Genomic DNA, 19,856 nt, shown 5'->3' with positions numbered 1-19,856 from the left:
GAGGGGATGATTTGATCGTTTTTTAGCCGAATCACCGTTTTGAAATCGGCAAGGGCTGGAGTCAGCCAGAAATACCTGACTACTTCAGACCATCCCTAACCACCGGCGATTCGACGCTGCAATTTCCAGGTACGAAATCGCCTGATCAGAAATAGCTGCAGTCGTATCCACTCCCGTTCCGTCCTGGCAACGCTGGCGAAGGGGAACCAGAATGAAGCGCTACCAGCCCGATCCACTCCGGTATTCGATACACAACAAAACGACGACCAACTGGTAGGAAAAGTGATTCGGCCGGGCTTGAAGTTGCTAAATACAGCGACCGGGTGTTTACAGACGATTAACGGAGTATTCGATGACTCAACACTGGATGGCGAATTGTTCGATCCTGCTATTGGCCGGCGGGCGCGGACAACGTATGGGCGGACGGGACAAGGGACTTGTCGAGTGGCACGGCCGGCCCCTTGTGGCATGGCCGCATCGCATCGCCCGCCCCCTTACCGATGACCTCCTTATATCGTGCAATCGCAACCAACCGCGTTACGCCGCCTTTGCCGACCGGCTGGTTGGTGACGACGCCCCGGATTTCCAAGGGCCGCTTGCAGGCATACGTGCTGGTCTCGCAGCGGCTTACCACCCATGGCTCATGGTGCTGCCCTGCGACGCGCCCCTGGTAGACGAAGCACTTCTCACGCAGCTGTACGCAACGGCGCAACAGGAGCCTGACACGCCGTTGATGGTCCGACGAGGTGCCCAATGGGAGCCATTATTCTGCGTCATACCGGTTAGCCTCGCCCCCGCTATTGAGAGCGCCTGGCAAAAGGGCGAACGAAGCAATCTGAAGATATTGCTGACGTTACAAGCACGTGCACTTGATCTTCATATAGACGACTCGCGCCTGGCCAATCTGAACTCACCGGAGCTGCTTTCGCAACATATGCCTCCAGGCGGAACTTAGCTGCGCCGAGCACCGTCACAGACGCAACCACAGAGGAGAAACATCATGCGTACAACTACCGGGCCCGCTCTGGCCATTCTGATCGGGATGACCCTCCTTGCTGGCTGCTCGAGCCCCAGCGTCATCACCCTAAATGACGGTCGCGAAATTCAAACACTGAACCAGCCCGAATATGACGACGAGGCGGGGTTCTATGAGTTTGAGGGGATTGACGGGAAACCCGGCAGAGTAAATAAGGATCAGGTTCGTACCGTTCAAGAGCTGTAGCTCATCGTCTCTTTATCACGCCAGCATCATATTCGACGCTGCAAAAAGGGTTAGCTAAACGCTTGTGAAACAAAACTTTTTCTGTAAAATGCGCGCCAGCTTCGGAGCGTAGCGCAGCTTGGTAGCGCGTCTCGTTCGGGACGAGAAGGTCGCTGGTTCGAATCCAGTCGCTCCGACCATTATCCCGCTCAGGCTTAACTAGCCTGAAAAAACCGGCCCATGAGCCGGTTTTTTTGTGCTTTTAAAACATTGCAGATTTAGTCTTGGACTACAGGATCCGTCACCCTATCGCCTGACATACAGCAATCTTCAAGCGATCAACGCTCACTCGAGCTGATGCCTGCGCATCGCCGATGCTGTCGGACTTTAGCGCCGCAGGAACCAGACGACTTGCTCTATCTCGAACGGCCAGTCCAGCTCCGCGCCCGTATCGACACGTCGGAGCACCGGTATACGAAGGCCATAGTCGTCAAACCAATCCGGGCGCTCCGCTATATCCAGCAGCTCTACAAGCAAACCATTCTCTACGAGCGGCAGTACTACAGCCTCGGCTTGCTCACATAGGTGGCAACCCAGCGTTCCGAATAGTTGGCATTCCGGCAGATGCATAATCAGGGACTCAATCAAAGTGGCAGGCCAATTCTAGCAGGCTGGTCACGGTGCAGCTGACTGCCCTTAACACTCGTTCTTTCGGACTATTTCTAATAAAAACTGTGACCTTGAGCCCACTCAAACGAGGGTTTGATTTTGATAATCGACGCGACGCTGGCAAACGGCTAGGATGCTGCAGCCCAAGCGACCGCAGAGCCGCAGGGCTGGAGGCTTATGGCACGTATCGGTAGCGAGCTTCAGACCCACATTAGGTTGGGTCTGACACAACTATCTGAACAGCTAACCAAGGCCTCACGCTTAAGCCTTAAAGACTAAGGTCTAAAGGCTCAAATACTAAAGGTAGTGCTTTATTACACAGCGCCAAAGAGCGACTTCAGAGCATCATCCAACGAGGAGAAATAAGAAATGCTCAAGACCCCAATCGCCCGGGGCGTGGCCCTTGCCACTCTGGGAGCAACACTGGCTGTTCCAACCATGGCTCAAGCTGCTTTTGTTGACGACAGCAAAGTCAACTTGGAGCTGCGTAACTTCTATTTCAACGGCGATAACCGCTCCGTTCCCTCCACCAGTCAGTCAAAATCTGAGGAATGGGGTCAGGGCTTCATTTTGAGAGCCGAGTCCGGCTTTACTGAAGGCACCGTTGGTTTTGGCGTAGACGCGCTGGGCCTGTTGGGCGTTGAACTGGATTCAGGTCGTGGTCGCACCGGCACTAGCGTACTGGCTAAAGATAATGACGGCACAATTCCAGATACGTACTCGGAGCTCGGACTGACCGCCAAAGCGAAAGTCTCAAAGTCCCTGCTGAAGGTTGGCACGCTTGAACCAAAAAACATGGCTGTTTCGCGAAGCGATTCACGCTTGTTGCCGCAGACATTTAAGGGCGGCCAGCTCGTATCCAATGAAATTGACGGGCTAACCCTTGATCTCGGTTATCTGACCGAAGTCAACGAGCGCAACGATTCGCACTACGATGACTTGACCGCCACTGTACGAGGCGGCTCGGTCAGCGAAGACATTGACAACTTCATCTTCGCCGGCGCCAGCTACAAACTACTAGACAACCTGACAGGCAACTACTACTACAGCAACCTGGAAGAAGTCTACAAGCAGCACTCTTTCAATCTTACTCATGTCCAGCCTCTCGGCGAAAAACAGTCTTTGAAGACCGATCTGCGCTATGCTCGCTCGACAGATGATGGTTCGTCGATTGTTGATAACAAAGCGTTTGGCGCAATGGTTACTTACTCTGTAAGCGGCCATAGCTTCGGTCTCGGCTATCAGAAAATGAGCGGCGATACCGGTTTTGCCTATCTAGGCGGCACTGACCCCTACCTGGTCAACTACGTCATGATTAGCGCAGATTACGCCAACGCGGATGAGAAATCCTGGCAAGCGCGTTACGACTATAACTTCGCAGCAATGGGCATTCCGGGCCTAACCTTCATGACCCGATACGTGACCGGCGATAATTTCGACTTCGGCGATAACACCGGCAATAACGGAAAAGAATGGGAACGCAACACCGATATCGGTTACGTATTCCAAGAAGGCACTCTGAAGAACCTCGGCGTGAAGTGGCGTAACGGTACCTACCGCAGCAACTCCGCCAAAGATATCGACCAGAACCGCCTTATCGTCAGCTACACCATCCCGCTGATGTAAGAGCGGCTACCGCATGTAAATGATGCGGTAGATGAGAAAACCCGCTTCGGCGGGTTTTTCTTTTTCCGAGGCCTGGTCATGCTGTTAATCCGACCTCAGACCTCGGACAACATAAGTGCTTCACCACCTTTCAACCGAAACGGGAACCTTGTACCGCCTGCATGCTCGAAACCCTAGACGCCGGGACCTATCGTTCCTGCGAGACTCAAGAGGAACTGCAGATGTCTACCGAATCAACTTTTGGCACCAGCGACAACACGCCCATCCCTGATGGAGCCGCTGGAACCGACACCTCGTCTCTAATCAATAAGTCAGCCCATCGCCGCAACCTGCAGGCGGCTCAGAATGCGCTCATTGAAGAATTCCACACCCTCATCGGCGACACCGAGCGCCTGTTGAAACACACTCAGGATACAGCGGGCACTCAGACCGAAGAGCTCCGCGGCAAGATTAACGCCAACCTGAGCCGTGCCCGACAGATGCTAAAAGATCAGGAAGGCAGCTTACGCGAACAGAGCCAGGCGGCCATCCAGTGCACCGAAGAGTATGTTCACACTCACCCATGGCAATCGATCGGGATCGCGGCGGGAGTTGGCTTTCTGTTCGGCCTGATTACACGCCGCTAGTGATATGGGGAACGGACCCAATGGAAACCAGACACGCTGACGACGCCCCTACACCGTCTATCAAGAAAATGGGCAGCGCGCTGGCTGGCCTCGTCCAAGGGCATCTGGAGCTCATCGGAATTGAAATCCAGGAAGAGCGAGCCCGAGTATTCAAGCTGTTTCTTCTAGCCAGTATCAGCTTGATCCTCGGGTTGCTGATTCTCGTTGGGCTTTCAGCGGCTATTGTCATCGCCTTCTGGGACAGCAACCCTATCGCTGCAATTCTGGTTCTTTGCGCTATCTATGCGGTTTTGCTGGCCGTTTGCATCAGCCGCGCCATAGGTATCGCGAAAGAAAGCATCTCGCCTTTCCAGGCGACGGTCGAAGAATTGGCCCGTAATAGGGAGCGTTTATTGCCATGAGTCTTCCACTCAGTAGCTCCAATGATTTAGCCGTGCGCAAGGACCTTGTTCGCTTGCGCATGGAAATGCATCGCCAACAAGTTCTATATCACTCACAGCCGTTAGCTCACCCCTTTCAGCGAATCAAGGGAATGGTCGTGAGTCGTGATTCAGGCTCGGAGCATCATAACGGGAGAGGCCCACTGATGATTGCCGCGACCCTGGGGTTAACCCTGTTTGGCCGCCGGTTGGGCAAGATTGGCAAGCTAGCCAGAGTAGGCGTGATGCTGTACCCCCTCATCCGCCGATTGCGGCATTAGCAGCGAAACGTGCTCAGCGCGCAACGCAGCTAATACACCCCTTCATAAAATGCGAATGGTCTTGCGATCAGCAACTCCTGTAGGCTGACAGCTCAATGCAGATTGGTCACTAGGTAGTTGTCTGCCTAGCGATCTGCAGCGCCGGGCAAGCGCTCGCACTGGCGACATCAAGGAGGTTGCTCTTTGGACTGGCACACGCTGCTCAATCGTGAGCGGCTCGGAAAATCTGTACGTAGCAATGAAGAGCTTGGTCGGAGTCCGTTCCACAAGGACCATGACAGGATCATCTTTTCCGGTGCGTTCCGCCGGCTTGGGCGCAAAACCCAAGTGCATCCGGTATCAAGCAACGACCATATTCACACACGCCTTACCCATTCGCTGGAGGTCAGCTGCGTCGGCCGCTCGCTCGGCATGCGCGTGGGTGAAGTGCTTCGCGATGACATGCCAGAGTGGTGCAGCCCAGCAGACCTCGGCATGGTGATCCAGTCCGCCTGTTTGGCTCATGATATCGGCAATCCACCGTTCGGCCACTCCGGAGAGGATGCCATCCGCCATTGGTTTCAACAGGCTGCCGCACGTGGTTGGCTGGATGACATGAGCAATGCCGAACGCGCTGATTTTCTCAATTTCGAGGGCAACGCCCAAGGCTTCCGGGTACTCACCCAGCTCGAGTACCACCAGTTCGACGGCGGCACACGCCTGACCTACGCAACGCTGGGAACCTACCTCAAGTACCCCTGGACATCGCGTCATGCAGAGGCGCTTGGCTACAAGAAGCACAAGTTCGGTTGCTACCAGAGCGAGCTGCCGTTATTGGAGCAGATAGCCGCTAAGCTCGGCCTTCCAAAGCTGGACGAGCAGCGCTGGGCGCGACACCCCCTGGTCTATCTGATGGAGGCTGCAGACGATATTTGCTATGGGCTTATCGATCTCGAAGATGGCCTTGAAATGGACCTTCTGGAGTATGCCGAGGTTGAAGCCCTACTTTTGAATCTGGTAGGCGATGACGTGCCTGAGACCTACCGGCAGCTGGGCCCCGAAGGCTCACGTCGGCGCAAGCTGGCCATCCTCAGAGGCAAGGCCATCGAACATCTCACTGGTGCTGCTGCAGAAGCGTTCGTCGAACAACAGCAAGCCCTACTGACAGGTAACCTGGCCGGCGATTTAGTCGAGCACATGCATGGCCCAGCCAAACAATGCGTCCTGCAGGCCAAGGCGATGGCCCGGGAAAAGATTTTCCAGGACAAACGTAAGACGCTGCATGAGATTGGCGCCTACACCACGCTTGAACTACTGCTTAACGCCTTCTGTGGTGCAGCGCTGGAGCAACACGGAGGTCGTACGCTGTCGTTCAAGAATCGCCGCATCCTGGATCTGCTCGGAAACAACGCACCAGACCCTGACTGGTCCCTGTATCAGGCATTTGTTCGAGTGATCGATTTCATCGCAGGCATGACGGACAGCTACGCGACCGAGATGGCCGGCGAAATGACCGGACGCTCGAGCCCGACGTGAGCCTGATGAAGAGATCGCTATGGAAGTATGTCGGCTGGCAGCCTGGGCGCCCCGCCTGGGGTGCTGCCGCAGTCGCCGGTCTGGGTTGCGCCCTGCCCTTGCTGCTGGGACTGTTTAGCGGGCATCCCGGCTTTCTATGGGCGACGGTTGGTGCATTCCAGGCGGCAAAGGCGAACCCGCTCCACCGCCTCGGCATGCTGCGAATGCTGCTTTTGATTGGGCTCGGCGCCGGTAGCGCCGGGCTGGGCTTCTGGTCAGCCACCCACCCGCTTATCAGCCTTGGGCTGTTTGCCTTTTACGGCGTGTTGCTTGCGTGGCTGCAACGATATGGCAGCGAGGCCGGTAAGCTTGGCATAGGCCTGGCGATCTGCTTGTGCCTGGGCCAGGGTCAGCATGGCATCGGCGACTTCAACAATCCTCAGGCAATTGCCGCGCTGTTCGCCTTGGGCGGACTTTGGGTCACGCTTCTGGCGTTCGGTCTCCGAGGCATACATGGCCTGCGCATGTGGCCTTACATGCCACGACTGTTGAGCTTGTTGAAAGTCCTGCGTCGTCGCGCTCAGCGAACACCGATTCGCCAATGGCGTCTGCACGCGATCACCTACATCCTCGCAGCTGCGATTGGCGGTCTGATCGTAACCCTGGCAGATCTGCCACGAGGCTACTGGCTGACACTTGCGGTGTTCACCTCATTGCAGATGGACCTTCAGCGCAGCGTCATGCGCGCCCTACAGGCCAGCATCGGGATTTTCTGCGCGGCAGCCGTGCTGATCTACATGGGCCACAGCCTGGCGGACCCGCCAATGATGGTCATGATCATGTTGCCGCTGGTCATGCTCAGCCGGGCATTCCAGGCGAATCACTATGGATTATTTGTCCTGCAGACGACCCTGAGCTTTGTTCTGCTGGCCGAAACGCTGGCGCAAGACTGGGGTTTGCCACAGTTGCGCCTAATCAATGCCGCCATCGGTGTCGGCGTAGCGCTGGTCGTTACCTTATTCATGTACTTACTGCGTCGGCTGATCACCCGGATAGCATTGCGCAGATCCAGGCAAACAGCCGCAACCGATCAGGGCAGGGATGACTCGATCATGCCTTAGCGTTGATCTCGTTTTCCGGGTACCAAACGTCCATCAGCGGGCTCACGTTGAATTCGGACAGTTCATTGCGACCCTTGAGCCAAGCCTCGACCTTACCGCGCTGCTCTTCGTTGACCGAGCCGCGACTGGCAAGGCAGACGAAACCATAATCTTCGCCGCCGATATAGCCCAGGCCATTGATTTCGATGGCTTCGTTCAGAAAGGCTTCAAGAAACGCATCGACTGCCTTGGCCTCCAGGCCGTCACGGTAGGTCAGACTGACCTCGAAACCCAATTCCTGGAATTCGTCGACACACAGTTTTTTGCGCAAACGACGCGAGCGATTGGTAGCCATTGATTCGGTCCTTATATATCGATGATGACGGCGCGCACTCTAACAGCAACGGGAGGCTTGTGCGATTGTAGGGCCGGCCTGTTGGGCCAACTCTCCGAAACAGTGCCAGCTTGCTTATCTTTGTTTGCAGGGAGGGGAATCAGGCGTCTACGCTTGTCGGACGGGAAGCACGTCACTTCTCGGACGTGGGCATAATAGCCCGCCATTCTTCCCTGAACGCTGTAGGGAACCGCTATGTCATTGATCCCGTGCCTTTCTTCCCCAGCGCTTAGGAGCCGCGCGACCCGCAGGTTTCTGTCACGTGTCGTCGCTGCTGCGCTGGCGCTGCCCCTGGTGATTCCTGCCTTAGCCGAAACGGCCAATCAGTCCTTGCCACCCCGTGTGGTACAGGCACTCAAGACAAACAAGATAGAGACCAGCGCTCTTTCTGTGGTGATGTTGCCGCTCAACGGCACCGGATCACCAACATTCGTCAATGCGGACGTATCGGTTAACCCGGCCTCGACCATGAAGCTGGTCACGACGTACGCCGCATTAGAACTGCTGGGTCCTAACCACCAGTGGAAAACGGAATTCTATGCTGACGGACCGATTGCGAACGGCACACTGAACGGCAACCTTTACCTCAAGGGCGGCGGCGATCCGAAGCTCAACATGGAGAAGCTCTGGTTGTTGCTGCGGGACCTGCGCGCCAACGGTGTCGAGACCGTTACGGGTGATCTGGTCCTCGACCGCAGCCATTTCGTGCAACCGACGTTGCCAGTATTCGACGACGACGGCAACGACAAGAACAAGCCCTTCCTGGTCGGACCGGATGCGTTATTGGTCAATCTCAAGGCACTTCGCTTCATCGCCCGCAACGATGGCGGAAATGTGAAGGTCGTGGTCGAGCCGCCAATCGCCACGGTTCAGATCGACAATCGTATCCAGGCGTTGCCCAAAGCCAAATGCCCCGGATGGCCAGACATCCGCTACAACCCGATCAAAAACGGTAATGGGGTGACCGTCGTGGTCACGGGCAAGCTCCCGGCTGGGTGCAGCGGACAGACTTACCTGTCGATGCTCGACCATCAGCGCTACGCTGCCGGTGCCGTCCGGGCGATCTGGAAGGAGCTTGGCGGCACGATTATCGGCAATGATCGAGTGGCGCCGGTGGCCAAGGACGCCAAGATGATTGCGCGAGCCTATTCGCCAGATCTGGTCGAGATCATTCGCGACATCAACAAGTACAGCAATAACACCATGGCAAAACAGTTATTCCTGAGCCTGGGTGCTGAATTTCGTAACGAAGCGGATGCTGACGATTCGATGGCGGCGCAGCGTGTGATCCGTCAGTGGCTGGGGAAGAAGGGGTTGATTTCGCCGCACTTGGTCATTGAGAACGGCTCCGGCCTGTCGCGGGCCGAACGCGTCAGCGCACGGGAGCTGGCCAACCTGCTGCAAGCCGCCTGGAAAAGCCCATACGCTGCGGAGTTCATCTCATCGATGCCACTGGCAGCGGTGGACGGCACCATGCGCAAGCGTCTGCGAAATACAGGGGTTGCCGGCAAGGCGCACGTCAAGACCGGGACGCTGAACACAGTGCGAGCAATCGCAGGTTACAGCCGCGACAACGACGGCAATACCTGGGCCGTTGTCGCGATACTCAACCATCCTCGCCCGTGGGGCGCCTCCTCGGTGCTGGATCAGGTGCTGGTCAGTCTGTACAACCGTTCCGTCGATAAAAATACCGCGCAACGCTAGTCCAGTCAGTCAGTGCCGGCAACGCCGCACCGTCCCCGAATCGATCAGCGCGCCTGGAGCTTCCAGGCGCGATGGATCTTGCTGTTGCGGCGGAAATCCTCGTCCAGAGTGGCGCCGGTAATCTCCTCCACCGTGTAGCGCTCGGCCACGCCCGGGTCGAGCACGAATTTACGAAAGTTATTGGAGAAGTACAGCGTGCCGCCTGCGGCCAGTCTCGCCATCGCCAGGTCGAGCAAGGTGACATGGTCGCGCTGGACATCGAACACCCCTTCCATGCGCTTCGAGTTGGAGAACGTCGGCGGGTCGATGAAAATCAGATCGTATTCGCCGCGGTCCTCTTCCAACCACGCCATGACATCTGCCTGCTCCAATCGCTGTCGATCCGACAAGCCGTTGAGCGCTAGATTGCGCCGCGCCCAATCCAGGTAGGTTTTTGACAGGTCGACACTCGTCGTGCTGCGAGCGCCACCCTTGGCCGCATGAACCGTCGCGGTTGCGGTGTAGCAATACAGGTTCAAGAAGCGCTTGCCTGCCGCTTCGCGCGCAATGCGCTGGCGCATCGGCCGGTGGTCGAGAAACAGCCCGGTATCGAGGTAATCGGTGAGATTCACCAACAGCTTGACGTCGCCCTCTGTGACCTCAACAAAAGTGCCTTGAGTGGCTTGGCGCTCGTACTGCCGCGTTCCGCTCTGGCGCTCACGACGCTTGACCACCACCCGGTCCTGGGGAATACCCAAAGCTTGCGGGATAGCGCCTAGGGCGTCATAGAGTCGTGCCTGGGCTTTCTCCGGATCGATAGAGCGTGGCGGCGCGTACTCCTGCACATGCACCCAGTCGCCGTACAGATCGATGGCCAAGGCATATTCGGGCATGTCTGCATCGTATAGGCGATAACACTGAATGCCTTGCTTACGCGCCCATTTGCCCAGCGTCTTCAGATTTTTCTGCAGCCGATTGGCGAACATCTGGCCGCCCTCACTGAGGCGCGCCAGTTCAGCTACGGGCTTCTCTTCGCTCTTGCTTTCAGCGGTGGCCGCTCGCTGACCGGTGACAAACTGATCCAGCTCGACCTTGATCAACAAGAGCTTGCAAGGCAGTGCACCGTTCCAGAAAGCGTATTGCTTGTGGCTACGGATGCCCATTCGCTTACCCAGGTCCGGTGCAGATGTCAGCACCGCGGCTTCCCAACCGAGACAGGCCTGACGCAGTCGCTCTCCGAGGTTTTGATACAAATAGACCAGACTTGCCTCATCGCCCAGGCGCTCGCCATAGGGCGGGTTACAGATGACCAGGCCTTTCTGATGCTGGTCAGGTCGAGGTTCGAACGTCGCCACATCACCCTGATAAACCCTGATCCAACCCGCCAGACCGGCGCGCTCGATATTGTTCTTAGCCGGCTGGATCAGACGCGGATCCGCCTCGTAGCCACGAATCCACAGTGGCGGTCGGGTCATGCCTGCCTCGGCGCGCGCCTGGGCTTCGGCATGAAGGCGATTCCACAGCGCCGGCACATGTCCGAGCCAGGCACTGAATCCCCAACGCTCGCGGCGAAGATTGGGCGCGATATCCGCTGCCATCATCGCGCCTTCCACAAGGAAGGTTCCGACGCCACACATCGGGTCGGTCAGAGCGCCGCCCGCAGCGGCGATGCGAGGCCAACCCGCACGGATCAGCACGGCAGCCGCAAGGTTCTCCTTGAGCGGTGCCGCGCCCTGCTGGAGCCGGTAACCACGCTGGTGCAGGCTGTGTCCGGACAGGTCCAGGGATAGCACTGCCTGCCCGCGATCCAAGCGCAGATGGATGCGCAGGTCCGGGTTCAACTTGTCGACACTGGGTCGCTCGCCGGTCGCCGTGCGGAGCCGATCAACAATGGCATCCTTGACCTTAAGAGCTCCGAAGTGGGTGTTGTCAATCCCCGAGCCATGACCGCTGAACTCGACCGCCAGGCTACCTGTCGCCGCGAGATGCTCCGCCCAGCCGACCTGGTGCACGCCTTCGTACAGCGTTTCGGCATTCACCGTAGCGAAGCGCTCGATGACCAACAACACTCGGTTGGCCAGCCGAGACCATAGACACAAGCGGTAGGCGACCTCCATGTTGCCAAAGCCGCGAATCGCCGCGGTTTGTTCACGCGCCTCCTCGAGCCCGAGCTCTTTGGCTTCTTCGAGCAGCAGGCCTTCGAGCCCTTTCGGGCAAGTAAGGATAAGTTCGTGGCAATCAGTCATAGCATGTCCAGTCAATTGTTCGATCCGGTTGGGCACCCTTCCAGATCTCGTTTCGATATATCGCGCGGTTCCGACTGTCTTTCGTCGTGAAGCAGACGCTGCGGTATCCCATCAGCAGCGCGAGGAGCGCTCCCTGCCTGCCTTATGGGCGGCACCACGGTTTAATGACCTACTTATTACAAAACGATCATTCCCGCTTGGCAGTCATTAGGTTAGAACTCGACTTAGTCCAGCATCGCAACGATGCTGGAAGAACCCGCCACGCCGGCAGCGGGCTTCGCTGGCAGTCTATCTGCCGACCTCGCCATGAGGACAACGGAAACACCAGTCAACCACTGAGGGCAATACCCAATGAGAAGACTCAAGCGTGATCCGATGGAACGAGCATTTCTACGCGGTTATCAACATGGCATACACGGTAAATCTCGCGATCTCTGTCCTTTTTCTCATCCCGAAGTACGCCAAGCCTGGATTAACGGCTGGCGGGAGGGTCGCGGCGACAACTGGGACGGTCTGACCGGCACAGCCGGCCTTCATCGATTGAACGAACTTCACGCGGTCGGCTGACACAATCACACCGACTTCGACTGGCACGCCCCATCCGGGCGGCGGGCTTGAGGCCCGGGGCTCCCATCGGGAGCCCCACCGAAGCACAGATTAACGATTCGAACCCTTCTGAGATTGCAGCGCAGCGATGGCATCGACAGCCTCGCGAATCAGTGCCGGGCCTTGGTAGATGAAGCCAGTGTATAGCTGCACCAGACTGGCTCCGGCCTCGATCTTCTCTGCTGCATGACGCCCTTGCGTGATACCACCGACCGCGATGATAGGCAGCCTGCCCGCCAGGGTTTCTGCCAATATACGAACGGTATGGGTGCTTTTTTCTCGAACCGGGCCGCCGGAAAGCCCACCCGCTTCGTCGCCGTGTGCAAGCCCCGCCACACCCTCACGACCAAGCGTCGTGTTGGTTGCAATGATTGCATCCATACCGGCCTGAAACACTGCTTCGGCAACCAGCTTGATTTCCTCATCGGTCATGTCCGGCGCGATCTTGATGGCCAGCGGCACACGCTTTCCATGAAGCACTTCAAGGTCTTCGCGGCGCTGGCCTAGCGCATCGAGAAGTTGCTTGAGCGAGTCGCCGAACTGCAGACTGCGCAGCCCCGGAGTATTGGGCGAACTGACGTTTACGGTGACATAACTCGCCTGGTGGTAGACCTTGTCCAGGCACAGCAAATAGTCATCCTGAGCGCGCTCGACCGGCGTATCGAAATTCTTGCCGATGTTTATGCCCAGAATACCCTTGAAACGCGCCGCGTCGACCCGTTCCAATAGCGCGTCAACGCCGTGATTGTTGAAGCCCATACGGTTGATGATGGCTTCCGCCTCGGGCAACCGAAAGATCCGTGGTTTGGGGTTGCCTGGTTGCGATCTCGGCGTCACGGTACCCACTTCGACAAATCCGAATCCCAGCTGCGACATCCCGCAAATCGCTTCGCCGTTCTTGTCCAGACCGGCCGCCAGTCCCACCGGGTTGGGGAAATCCAATCCCATCACCCGCACCGGCAAGCTAGCCGGTGCCTTGTTCAGCATGGCGTTGAGGCCTAGACGGCCACCTGCGCCAATAAGATCGAGCGACAACTCGTGCGACGTCTCGGGCGTAAACTTGAAAAGTAGCTGGCGGGCCAGGTTATACATGCGCAGCCTAGATCCTGGAAAGTGTGGCGCGAGAGTATAGCAGGCGGGCATGCACGCAGCGGGGCAACGTAGGTGCCCTTGAACGAATCGCGCGACGCAAGATGCCTAGCCGACCCGGCGCAGCCGGATCAGTTTTCCCTCCGGAGCAAACTCCATCTCGAATGAACCAAACACGCCGGCGGCTGTCAGAAAGGGTCGCAGATGATATGCCGGCAAGCTGACGCTCGTTCCTTCCCGGCTTTTGATCAGGATACGATTGGCCCGCCCCTGATAGACCGCCAACAACTTGTCGGCGGGCAGTGCAATATCCAGCAAGAGGCTTGGCATGGAGGCTTCCTCATTGATCAGCGCAGCGATTTTGCCATACCGGCTATCTGGCAGTGACCTAACACTGCTGCTCGTTACCGAATTCGACAAACATAAGCGCGGCAAATACGGTGCACAGCCGGAGCGGCTCTGCCACACTTCGGCCGTTGCCCTATGCGTTCATCTACCATGATGGATCTGCCCGAGTCGATGCCTCCCGTGAATTCCCGAATCGTCAGATTTGCCCAACGCCTTGGATTGACCGGCAAATCGCCGCGTCAGATTCTCGAGCACGCCAGTCGGATCAGCTTACCTTTTGCTCCGCTCTCCGAGCCGGCGCCGAGCATCTTCTGGCAGGATGGTCCTTGTCTCCAGCGATTCGTCGATTTACCGAGAAGCGCTCTCTCCGGTCCGATTCAGGAAGACAAGGCCAGGGCCCACGCTGCGCTGACGCGGCTTGTGCGCCAGGAGCGAAGCGCCTACCCATCACTCGATTTACGACAGGTTGACGGGCTCGGCGGGCAAAGCCTCGACGAAGCAACCTATCCGACATTCGAAGCACTCGCGGCCACTCCAGCCTGCCGCCAGTTACGCATCATCAGCTACAAGGACTTCCTGCGGACCATTACCACTGCATTGCCCGAATTCCTGGCACAGGCCCCCATCGAGCTTCGCCAAGCCAGCTGGCTTGGCGAGCGGATCTACTGGAGTGGCGAGCACCATGCCGAAGCCTTCGCTTGCGCCATCGCCTATGCACGGCTGCGGGGGCTAGAGGTCAATCTTCCCTGCGAACTTACCGATTACCGGCTCGATGCAGCCGGACTTCAGGCGCTCGATAACGAATACCACGCCATTACGATGCCAGCACAAGCCTGGAGCGATCGCGCCTTCATGGGGCTGCTGCTCGAGGCGAAGATTGCCTATGCTCGATTGACGCTCCTGCGCAACATCAACAACTCCGAGCTGCTGCTGCTGGACAAGCGGCAGCCCGCGGCGAATGCTCTGGGACAAGGGCTCAAGCTCGCCGGCGCTCCGGATATGGTTCGCTACCTGCGCGACCTGCCACAGATCACTCGGTTTCGCCTCGGCAACCGGGCCATACAAGCCGACTGATTAGAAAAGCCACTGCCACGAAGATCATCAGCATCCTCTCCGGCCAGCACCGCCTGCAATTGACGCAAAACGCCGATGCAGAGGCATCGGCGTTTCATTTCAGGTAACAGCCGCCAGGAAACCCAGCGGCATACCACAACTAGCGTCTGGCGCTTTCCAACGCGAGGTCTTGCAGCTCGCGACCGGCAACGGCGTACATGGCGTAATCCACATTGCTGGCACTGCGCAGCTCAACCAGCATTTGCCGCCAACGCTCGACCTGATATTCCCGCTGCTCCAGCCATAGCAGAACGCGAGCATCGAGATCTTCAGGCGCATCGCTCATCTGCAACACCGACACCGTAATGGCGCGCTGCTGACTGTCCAGATCATCGCGGAAGCTTTCCCGAGCCAGCGCCTGCCAGTTGTTTTCCACCGGCAAGCCGGTGACCTGTTGCAGATACCAGGGCAACTCCAGCGCGCCGCCCACAGCGAAGTAGGCCGCTGCGACGTCAGCGGGTGGCTGCCCGGTTTCATCAGCAGCCTCCAGTATCGGCAGCAGCGTATACAGATGGTTGGTACCTGCCACCATTCGAGCCAGCAATTCAGGAACCCCTGCCTCGGTATAGCGCTCATAACGCGCCTGCCAAAGCTCGCGTGTTCCGCCCTGTAACAGCGCGTCGAGTTTCAACCCGAGCGCGGCGACACGCGGTCCGAAGTGCCCGACATCGCGCGCTGCGTCCAGCTCATTGCGGCGATTGCGCAGGAACCAGCGGGTCGCTCGTCGGCCCAGTCGCATCAGTTCGTCCATGAGGTTGAGCTGTAGTTCGGACGGGACCTTGTAATCGAGCGCCTCGATTTGGCGGAACCAATGTGGCAGATGGAAAATATCCCGCACGATCACGTAAGCGCCGGCCACGTTGGCAGCGCTCAGCCCGGTAGCTTCTCTGAGGCGCTGAACGAACGTGATACCCATGTTATTGATCAGGTCGTTTGCGATCTGAGTACTAACAATCTCGCGTTTGAGACGGTGCTGCAGCATGGCCGGGCGATACTGCTCGGCCAGCAACTGCGGGAATGCGCTTTCCATTTCGCGCGCCAGATAGGCATCGTCCGGCACGCGAGATTGCAGCAGTGCCTCCTTCAGCTCGATCTTGCTGTATGAGATCAGCACTGAGAGTTCAGAACGCGTCAAACCCTTGCCCAGGTTTGCGCGCTCAGCCAGCGCTTCATCGCCAGGCAGGAACTCAAGCGCACGATCCAGCGAACCTTTCGCTTCGAGAGAACTGATCAGTCGCTTGTACTCACTACCGCCAGCAAGGGCACGATGCTCAGCCTGCGACAGCGCCTGGGTCTGCTTGTAGTTGTCGTGCAGCACCAGTTCGGCCACGGCATCGGTCATCTCGAACAGCAACTGGTCACGCTGCTTGCCGGTCATATCTCCCGCGCCGACGATCTCGTTCAGCAGAATCTTGATGTTGACCTCATGGTCGGAGCAGTTCACCCCGCCGGCGTTGTCGATAAAGTCCGTGTTAGCCGCGCCGCCATGCAAGCAATACTCGACGCGCCCCAACTGAGTAACGCCCAGGTTTCCGCCTTCGCCGATAACCCTGGCGCGCAACTCGTTGCCGTTGACTCGCAGAATGTCATTGGCCTTGTCGCCGACGTCCGCATGGCTTTCCGCGGCGCTCTTCACATAGGTACCGATGCCGCCGTTCCAGAGCAGATCAACCGGTGCCTTGAGCAACGCGTGGATCAGCTCGGCCGGGGTCAACTGATCGGCCTCAATCTCGAACCGTGCCTTCATCTGTGGCGTGATCGCGATGCGCTTGGCAGAACGGGGAAAGACGCCCCCTCCCGCAGAGATCAGCGAAACATCGTAATCAGTCCAGGATGAGCGCGGCAGATTGAACAGACGCTGACGCTCGACAAAGCTGCGCGCGGCGTCCGGGTCGGGATCAATGAAGATATGCAGATGGTTGAAAGCGGCTACCAGCTGCAAGGTTTCGGACATCAGCAAGCCGTTGCCGAACACATCGCCAGCCATGTCTCCAATGCCAATCACGCTGACGTTGTCGCGTTGCACATCGATGCCACGCTCGCGGAAGTGCCGCTGCACCGAGACCCAGGCGCCCTTGGCTGTGATCCCCATCTTCTTGTGGTCGTAGCCGGCGGAGCCACCGGATGCGAAGGCGTCGCCTAGCCAGAAGTCATACTCTGCCGCGATGCCGTTGGCGATGTCGGAAAAGGTTGCAGTGCCTTTGTCGGCCGCCACCACGAGATAGGGATCATCCTCGTCGTAGCGAAGCACGTTGGCCGGCGGTACGACGTTGCCGTCCTTGAGATTGTCAGTGATGTCCAGCAGGCCGCTGATAAAGATTCGATAGCATGCAATGCCTTCGGCCAACACCTCATCGCGTGAGCCGTTGGTGGGCAGACGACGCGGAACGAAACCACCCTTGGCCCCGCCTGGCACGATGATCGCGTTCTTTACCTGCTGCGCCTTGACCAGCCCTAGCACTTCCGTGCGGTAGTCTTCTTCACGATCAGACCAGCGCAAGCCGCCCCGTGCGACCTTGCCGCCACGCAGATGGACGCCTTCGACGCGAGGTGAATAAACAAAGATTTCGAATTTCGGCGCCGGCCGCGGCATTTCGGGAATCGACCGCGGATCGAGCTTGAAGCTGAAATAGCTCTTCGGCTTGCCAGCCGCGTCCATCTGATAAAAATTCGTCCGCAGCGTCGCTTTGATCAGTGCCAGGTAGCGCCGCAGGATGCGGTCTTCGTTGAGCACCGCCACGTCATCCAGCGCGGTGATGATCGCCTGCTCCAGCCGCGCCTGCTTGTCGGCAAGATCTTCTTCGCCGAGTTTGCGCGCCAGGTAGAAGCGCATCTTGAACAGCCGCACCAGCTCACGTGCGATGTCGGTGTGGTTGAGCAAAGCGCTGGCGATGTAGCCCAGGTCGAAGCCCATGCGGATCTGCTTCAGATAGCGACCATAGGCGCGCAACAACGCAACCTCGCGCCAGGTCAGCCCTGCGGTCAGGACCAGCCGGTTGAACGCATCGTTTTCCGCCTGACCGTTATTGATCGCGATAAACGCATCCTGTAGCGGCTCGTTGATCTCCATCAGATCGATCTCGAGCCCTTCAGCGTAGGTGAACGCAAAATCGTGGATCCAGTACCCGCGGCCATCCTTGCGCCGCAGGTGAAACGGGAACTCGCCCAGTACTCGCAGCCCCAGGTTCTCCAGAATCGGCAGCATGTCGGACAACGGCAGCGGCGTATTGAGGTGGTAAAGCTTGCAGTGAAGGCGGTTTTCCACCGCTGTGATCGGCTGGTAGAAGCTCATCACCAGCGGTCGCTGTTCGCTGAGACTGAGCACGTGTTGCATATCCACGGCAGCCGAGTGCGGCGCAAAGCGCTCACGGTATCCAGCAGGGAAGCCTTTCGGAAAATCAGCCAGTATCCCGGTGCCCTGAGCTTCGCCGAAACGCTCGATGACCACACTCGAGTAGTCGTCCTGCCAGGTGCGGCAGGCCTGGACCACTTCGTTCTCCAACTGGATGGGATCGAATTGCACCTGTTTGCTCGGGTCCAGACGCAGCAGGAACTGCACGCGGATCAGCACCGATTCGGAGAAGTAGGTTGAGAACTCACAGCCGCTTGCTTCCAGTCGATCCACTAGCACCTGCTGGATGCGCAGGCGGGTTTCGGTTGAATAACTGTCGCGGGGCACATAGGCCAGGCAATAGCAGAAGCGCCCGTACGGATCGATACGCAGGAACAGACGCAGCTTGTTGCGTTCCTGGATTTGCACGATGGCGATGGCCGTGTTGAACAACTGGTCGAGCGTCATCTGGAACAGCTCATCACGCGGCAGCACTTCGAGGACCTGCGTCAGCTCCTTGGCCAGATGCGCCGAATCATCGAACTGCGAACGCTGGATGACCTCCGCGACTTTGTTGCGAATGTAGGGGATACGACGCACGCTCTGCGTATAGACCGAGGACGTGAAGAGCCCGAGGAAGCGACATTCCCGCGAGACCCGCCCTTGCTCATCGAATTCGCGAATGGAGACGAAATCCGGATATGCCGGTCGGTGTACCCGGCTCGGGGTAGCCGCCTTGGCGAACGACAGCAGCAGCGGCTCACGCAGATAGGCCAGGGCCGGTGGCATGATCAGTTGATCGTCCGCTTCAAGGCCGGTGCGCAGGTTACGCGACAGGCCCAACAGCGAGGCCTCGTCATAAATGATGCGGCCGCCCTCGCCCTGCTCGACAACCGTGAATTCCTCATACCCCAGGAAGGTGAAATGGTCGTCGGCCAGCCAGCGCACGAAGTCCATGCTTTCAGCGAGTTGGGCGTGGTCCTCAGGTTGCAACATGGCCAGGCGCGCGTGATGTTCTTCGGCTTTCGCTTTCATCGCCGGGAAATCGCTGACGGTCAGGCGTACGTCAGCCAGAACGCCGAGTAGCGATTGCTCCAGTTCGTGCAAGGCTGCCGTGCTGGCGCAGCGATCAATTTCGACAAATATCAGCGACTCGGCTTGGCTGCCTTCGCCTGAGCTACCCTTGGGCAGCAATTCGATCAGGCTGCCATCATCTTCCCGGCGGACCTGCAACACGCTGTTCTGCAGGGTATGGATTGCATAGCCACGACGGGTCAGCTCCATACGCACCGAGTCGACCAGAAACGGCATATCCGGGTGCAGCACCTCGACCACACTGTGGGTCGACTGCCACCCGTGCTTTTCATAATCAGGATTGAACACCTGAACGACCGGACTGCTTGGATCGAAGCGCTCCAACAAGCGCCAACTGGCCAGCGTCGAGCCAACCAGGTCGGTCATACGTCGCTGAGTCAGCTCGGGCAATGCGACGATTCCGAAAAACTGTTCGGCGAAGAGTCCCACTTGTGGCAGGAGTTTCTCGTCGACATGCTGTGCCAGGGCCACGTTCAGTTGTTGCTGAAAGTCGGCTTTGCTGGCAGCTGTAAAGAACGCCATTTTTTCGCTCCAT

Annotated in this window: 17 protein-coding genes and 1 tRNA gene; 12 read left to right on the top strand and 6 right to left on the bottom strand. The window is 58.1% G+C overall.

Annotated elements, in window-relative coordinates; translation table 11 throughout:
• Positions 1–352 precede the first annotated feature (352 nt).
• From mobA to BUE09_RS15290, 3 genes are all read left to right on the top strand, one after another.
• Positions 353–955: a molybdenum cofactor guanylyltransferase MobA gene (mobA, locus tag BUE09_RS15300; protein WP_073302000.1), complete on the top strand. Its 603-nt coding sequence runs from the start codon at positions 353–355 to the stop codon at positions 953–955.
• A gap of 45 nt (positions 956–1,000) precedes the next feature.
• Complete coding sequence (locus BUE09_RS15295; protein ID WP_073301998.1) at positions 1,001–1,222, top strand: YgdI/YgdR family lipoprotein; 222 nt, start codon at positions 1,001–1,003, stop codon at positions 1,220–1,222.
• A 102-nt stretch (positions 1,223–1,324) separates the two neighbouring features.
• A tRNA-Pro gene (locus BUE09_RS15290) sits at positions 1,325–1,401 on the top strand.
• 187 nt (positions 1,402–1,588) lie between these two features.
• Here BUE09_RS15290 and BUE09_RS15285 read toward each other — a convergent pair.
• The gene (locus BUE09_RS15285; RefSeq protein WP_019342713.1) at positions 1,589–1,831 is read right to left on the bottom strand and encodes a glutaredoxin family protein; all 243 of its coding nucleotides are present in this window, start codon (positions 1,829–1,831) and stop codon (positions 1,589–1,591) included.
• Between the two features lie 408 nt (positions 1,832–2,239).
• On the opposite strand from BUE09_RS15285, the gene BUE09_RS15280 reads away from it, so the two are divergent.
• The 6 genes from BUE09_RS15280 to BUE09_RS15255 all read left to right on the top strand — a co-directional run bounded on the left by BUE09_RS15280 (position 2,240) and on the right by BUE09_RS15255 (position 7,437).
• Positions 2,240–3,496 carry an OprD family porin gene (locus tag BUE09_RS15280; RefSeq protein ID WP_073301995.1) on the top strand — a complete coding sequence of 419 codons (1,257 nt, stop codon included), beginning with the start codon at positions 2,240–2,242 and terminating at the stop codon, positions 3,494–3,496.
• Positions 3,497–3,717: 221 nt separating this feature from the next.
• A complete protein-coding gene (locus BUE09_RS15275) occupies positions 3,718–4,122 on the top strand; it encodes an ElaB/YgaM/YqjD family protein (protein ID WP_073302050.1) in 405 nt (134 codons plus the stop codon).
• Positions 4,123–4,142: 20 nt separating this feature from the next.
• Positions 4,143–4,523, top strand: a complete 381-nt coding sequence (locus tag BUE09_RS15270) for a phage holin family protein (protein WP_073301993.1) — start codon at positions 4,143–4,145, stop codon at positions 4,521–4,523.
• Positions 4,520–4,822 (top strand): hypothetical protein, encoded by a 303-nt coding sequence (locus tag BUE09_RS20670; RefSeq protein ID WP_073301991.1) that lies wholly within the window; start codon positions 4,520–4,522, stop codon positions 4,820–4,822. The genes BUE09_RS15270 and BUE09_RS20670 overlap by 4 nt, the downstream gene beginning before the upstream one ends.
• Positions 4,823–5,005: 183 nt before the next feature.
• Positions 5,006–6,337: a deoxyguanosinetriphosphate triphosphohydrolase gene (locus BUE09_RS15260; protein ID WP_073301988.1), complete on the top strand. Its 1,332-nt coding sequence runs from the start codon at positions 5,006–5,008 to the stop codon at positions 6,335–6,337.
• A 5-nt stretch (positions 6,338–6,342) separates the two neighbouring features.
• A complete protein-coding gene (locus BUE09_RS15255; protein ID WP_073302047.1) occupies positions 6,343–7,437 on the top strand; it encodes an FUSC family protein in 1,095 nt (364 codons plus the stop codon).
• On the opposite strand, the gene BUE09_RS15250 is transcribed toward BUE09_RS15255, so the two are convergent.
• A complete protein-coding gene (locus tag BUE09_RS15250) occupies positions 7,427–7,771 on the bottom strand; it encodes a YggL 50S ribosome-binding family protein (RefSeq protein WP_073301986.1) in 345 nt (114 codons plus the stop codon). The genes BUE09_RS15255 and BUE09_RS15250 overlap by 11 nt on opposite strands.
• A gap of 234 nt (positions 7,772–8,005) precedes the next feature.
• Between BUE09_RS15250 and dacB the strand changes: the two genes are divergently transcribed.
• A complete protein-coding gene (dacB, locus tag BUE09_RS15245) occupies positions 8,006–9,514 on the top strand; it encodes a D-alanyl-D-alanine carboxypeptidase/D-alanyl-D-alanine endopeptidase (RefSeq protein WP_231975532.1) in 1,509 nt (502 codons plus the stop codon).
• A gap of 44 nt (positions 9,515–9,558) precedes the next feature.
• On the opposite strand, the gene rlmKL is transcribed toward dacB, so the two are convergent.
• Positions 9,559–11,739: a bifunctional 23S rRNA (guanine(2069)-N(7))-methyltransferase RlmK/23S rRNA (guanine(2445)-N(2))-methyltransferase RlmL gene (gene rlmKL / locus BUE09_RS15240; protein WP_073301983.1), complete on the bottom strand. Its 2,181-nt coding sequence runs from the start codon at positions 11,737–11,739 to the stop codon at positions 9,559–9,561.
• A 351-nt stretch (positions 11,740–12,090) separates the two neighbouring features.
• On the opposite strand from rlmKL, the gene rmf reads away from it, so the two are divergent.
• Positions 12,091–12,306, top strand: coding sequence for a ribosome modulation factor (gene rmf / locus BUE09_RS15235; RefSeq protein WP_019342723.1), 216 nt, complete (start codon positions 12,091–12,093; stop codon positions 12,304–12,306).
• Positions 12,307–12,396: 90 nt separating this feature from the next.
• On the opposite strand, the gene BUE09_RS15230 is transcribed toward rmf, so the two are convergent.
• Positions 12,397–13,437 carry a quinone-dependent dihydroorotate dehydrogenase gene (locus tag BUE09_RS15230; protein ID WP_073301981.1) on the bottom strand — a complete coding sequence of 347 codons (1,041 nt, stop codon included), beginning with the start codon at positions 13,435–13,437 and terminating at the stop codon, positions 12,397–12,399.
• 105 nt (positions 13,438–13,542) lie between these two features.
• On the bottom strand, positions 13,543–13,764 hold the full coding sequence (locus BUE09_RS15225; RefSeq protein WP_019342725.1) for a DUF2835 domain-containing protein: 222 nt from the start codon (positions 13,762–13,764) through the stop codon (positions 13,543–13,545).
• Between the two features lie 168 nt (positions 13,765–13,932).
• Between BUE09_RS15225 and BUE09_RS15220 the strand changes: the two genes are divergently transcribed.
• Positions 13,933–14,856, top strand: coding sequence for a DUF6685 family protein (locus tag BUE09_RS15220; RefSeq protein ID WP_073302043.1), 924 nt, complete (start codon positions 13,933–13,935; stop codon positions 14,854–14,856).
• A 139-nt stretch (positions 14,857–14,995) separates the two neighbouring features.
• Here BUE09_RS15220 and BUE09_RS15215 read toward each other — a convergent pair whose 3' ends face one another.
• Positions 14,996–19,843, bottom strand: coding sequence for an NAD-glutamate dehydrogenase (locus BUE09_RS15215; protein ID WP_073301979.1), 4,848 nt, complete (start codon positions 19,841–19,843; stop codon positions 14,996–14,998).
• Positions 19,844–19,856 lie beyond the last annotated feature (13 nt).

Source organism: Stutzerimonas xanthomarina DSM 18231 (genome assembly GCF_900129835.1).
In the GTDB taxonomy this organism is placed as follows: Bacteria; Pseudomonadota; Gammaproteobacteria; order Pseudomonadales; family Pseudomonadaceae; genus Stutzerimonas; species Stutzerimonas xanthomarina.
The sequence above is the reverse complement of the archived record's forward strand: the minus strand, read 5'-3'. Positions and strand labels throughout refer to the sequence as shown.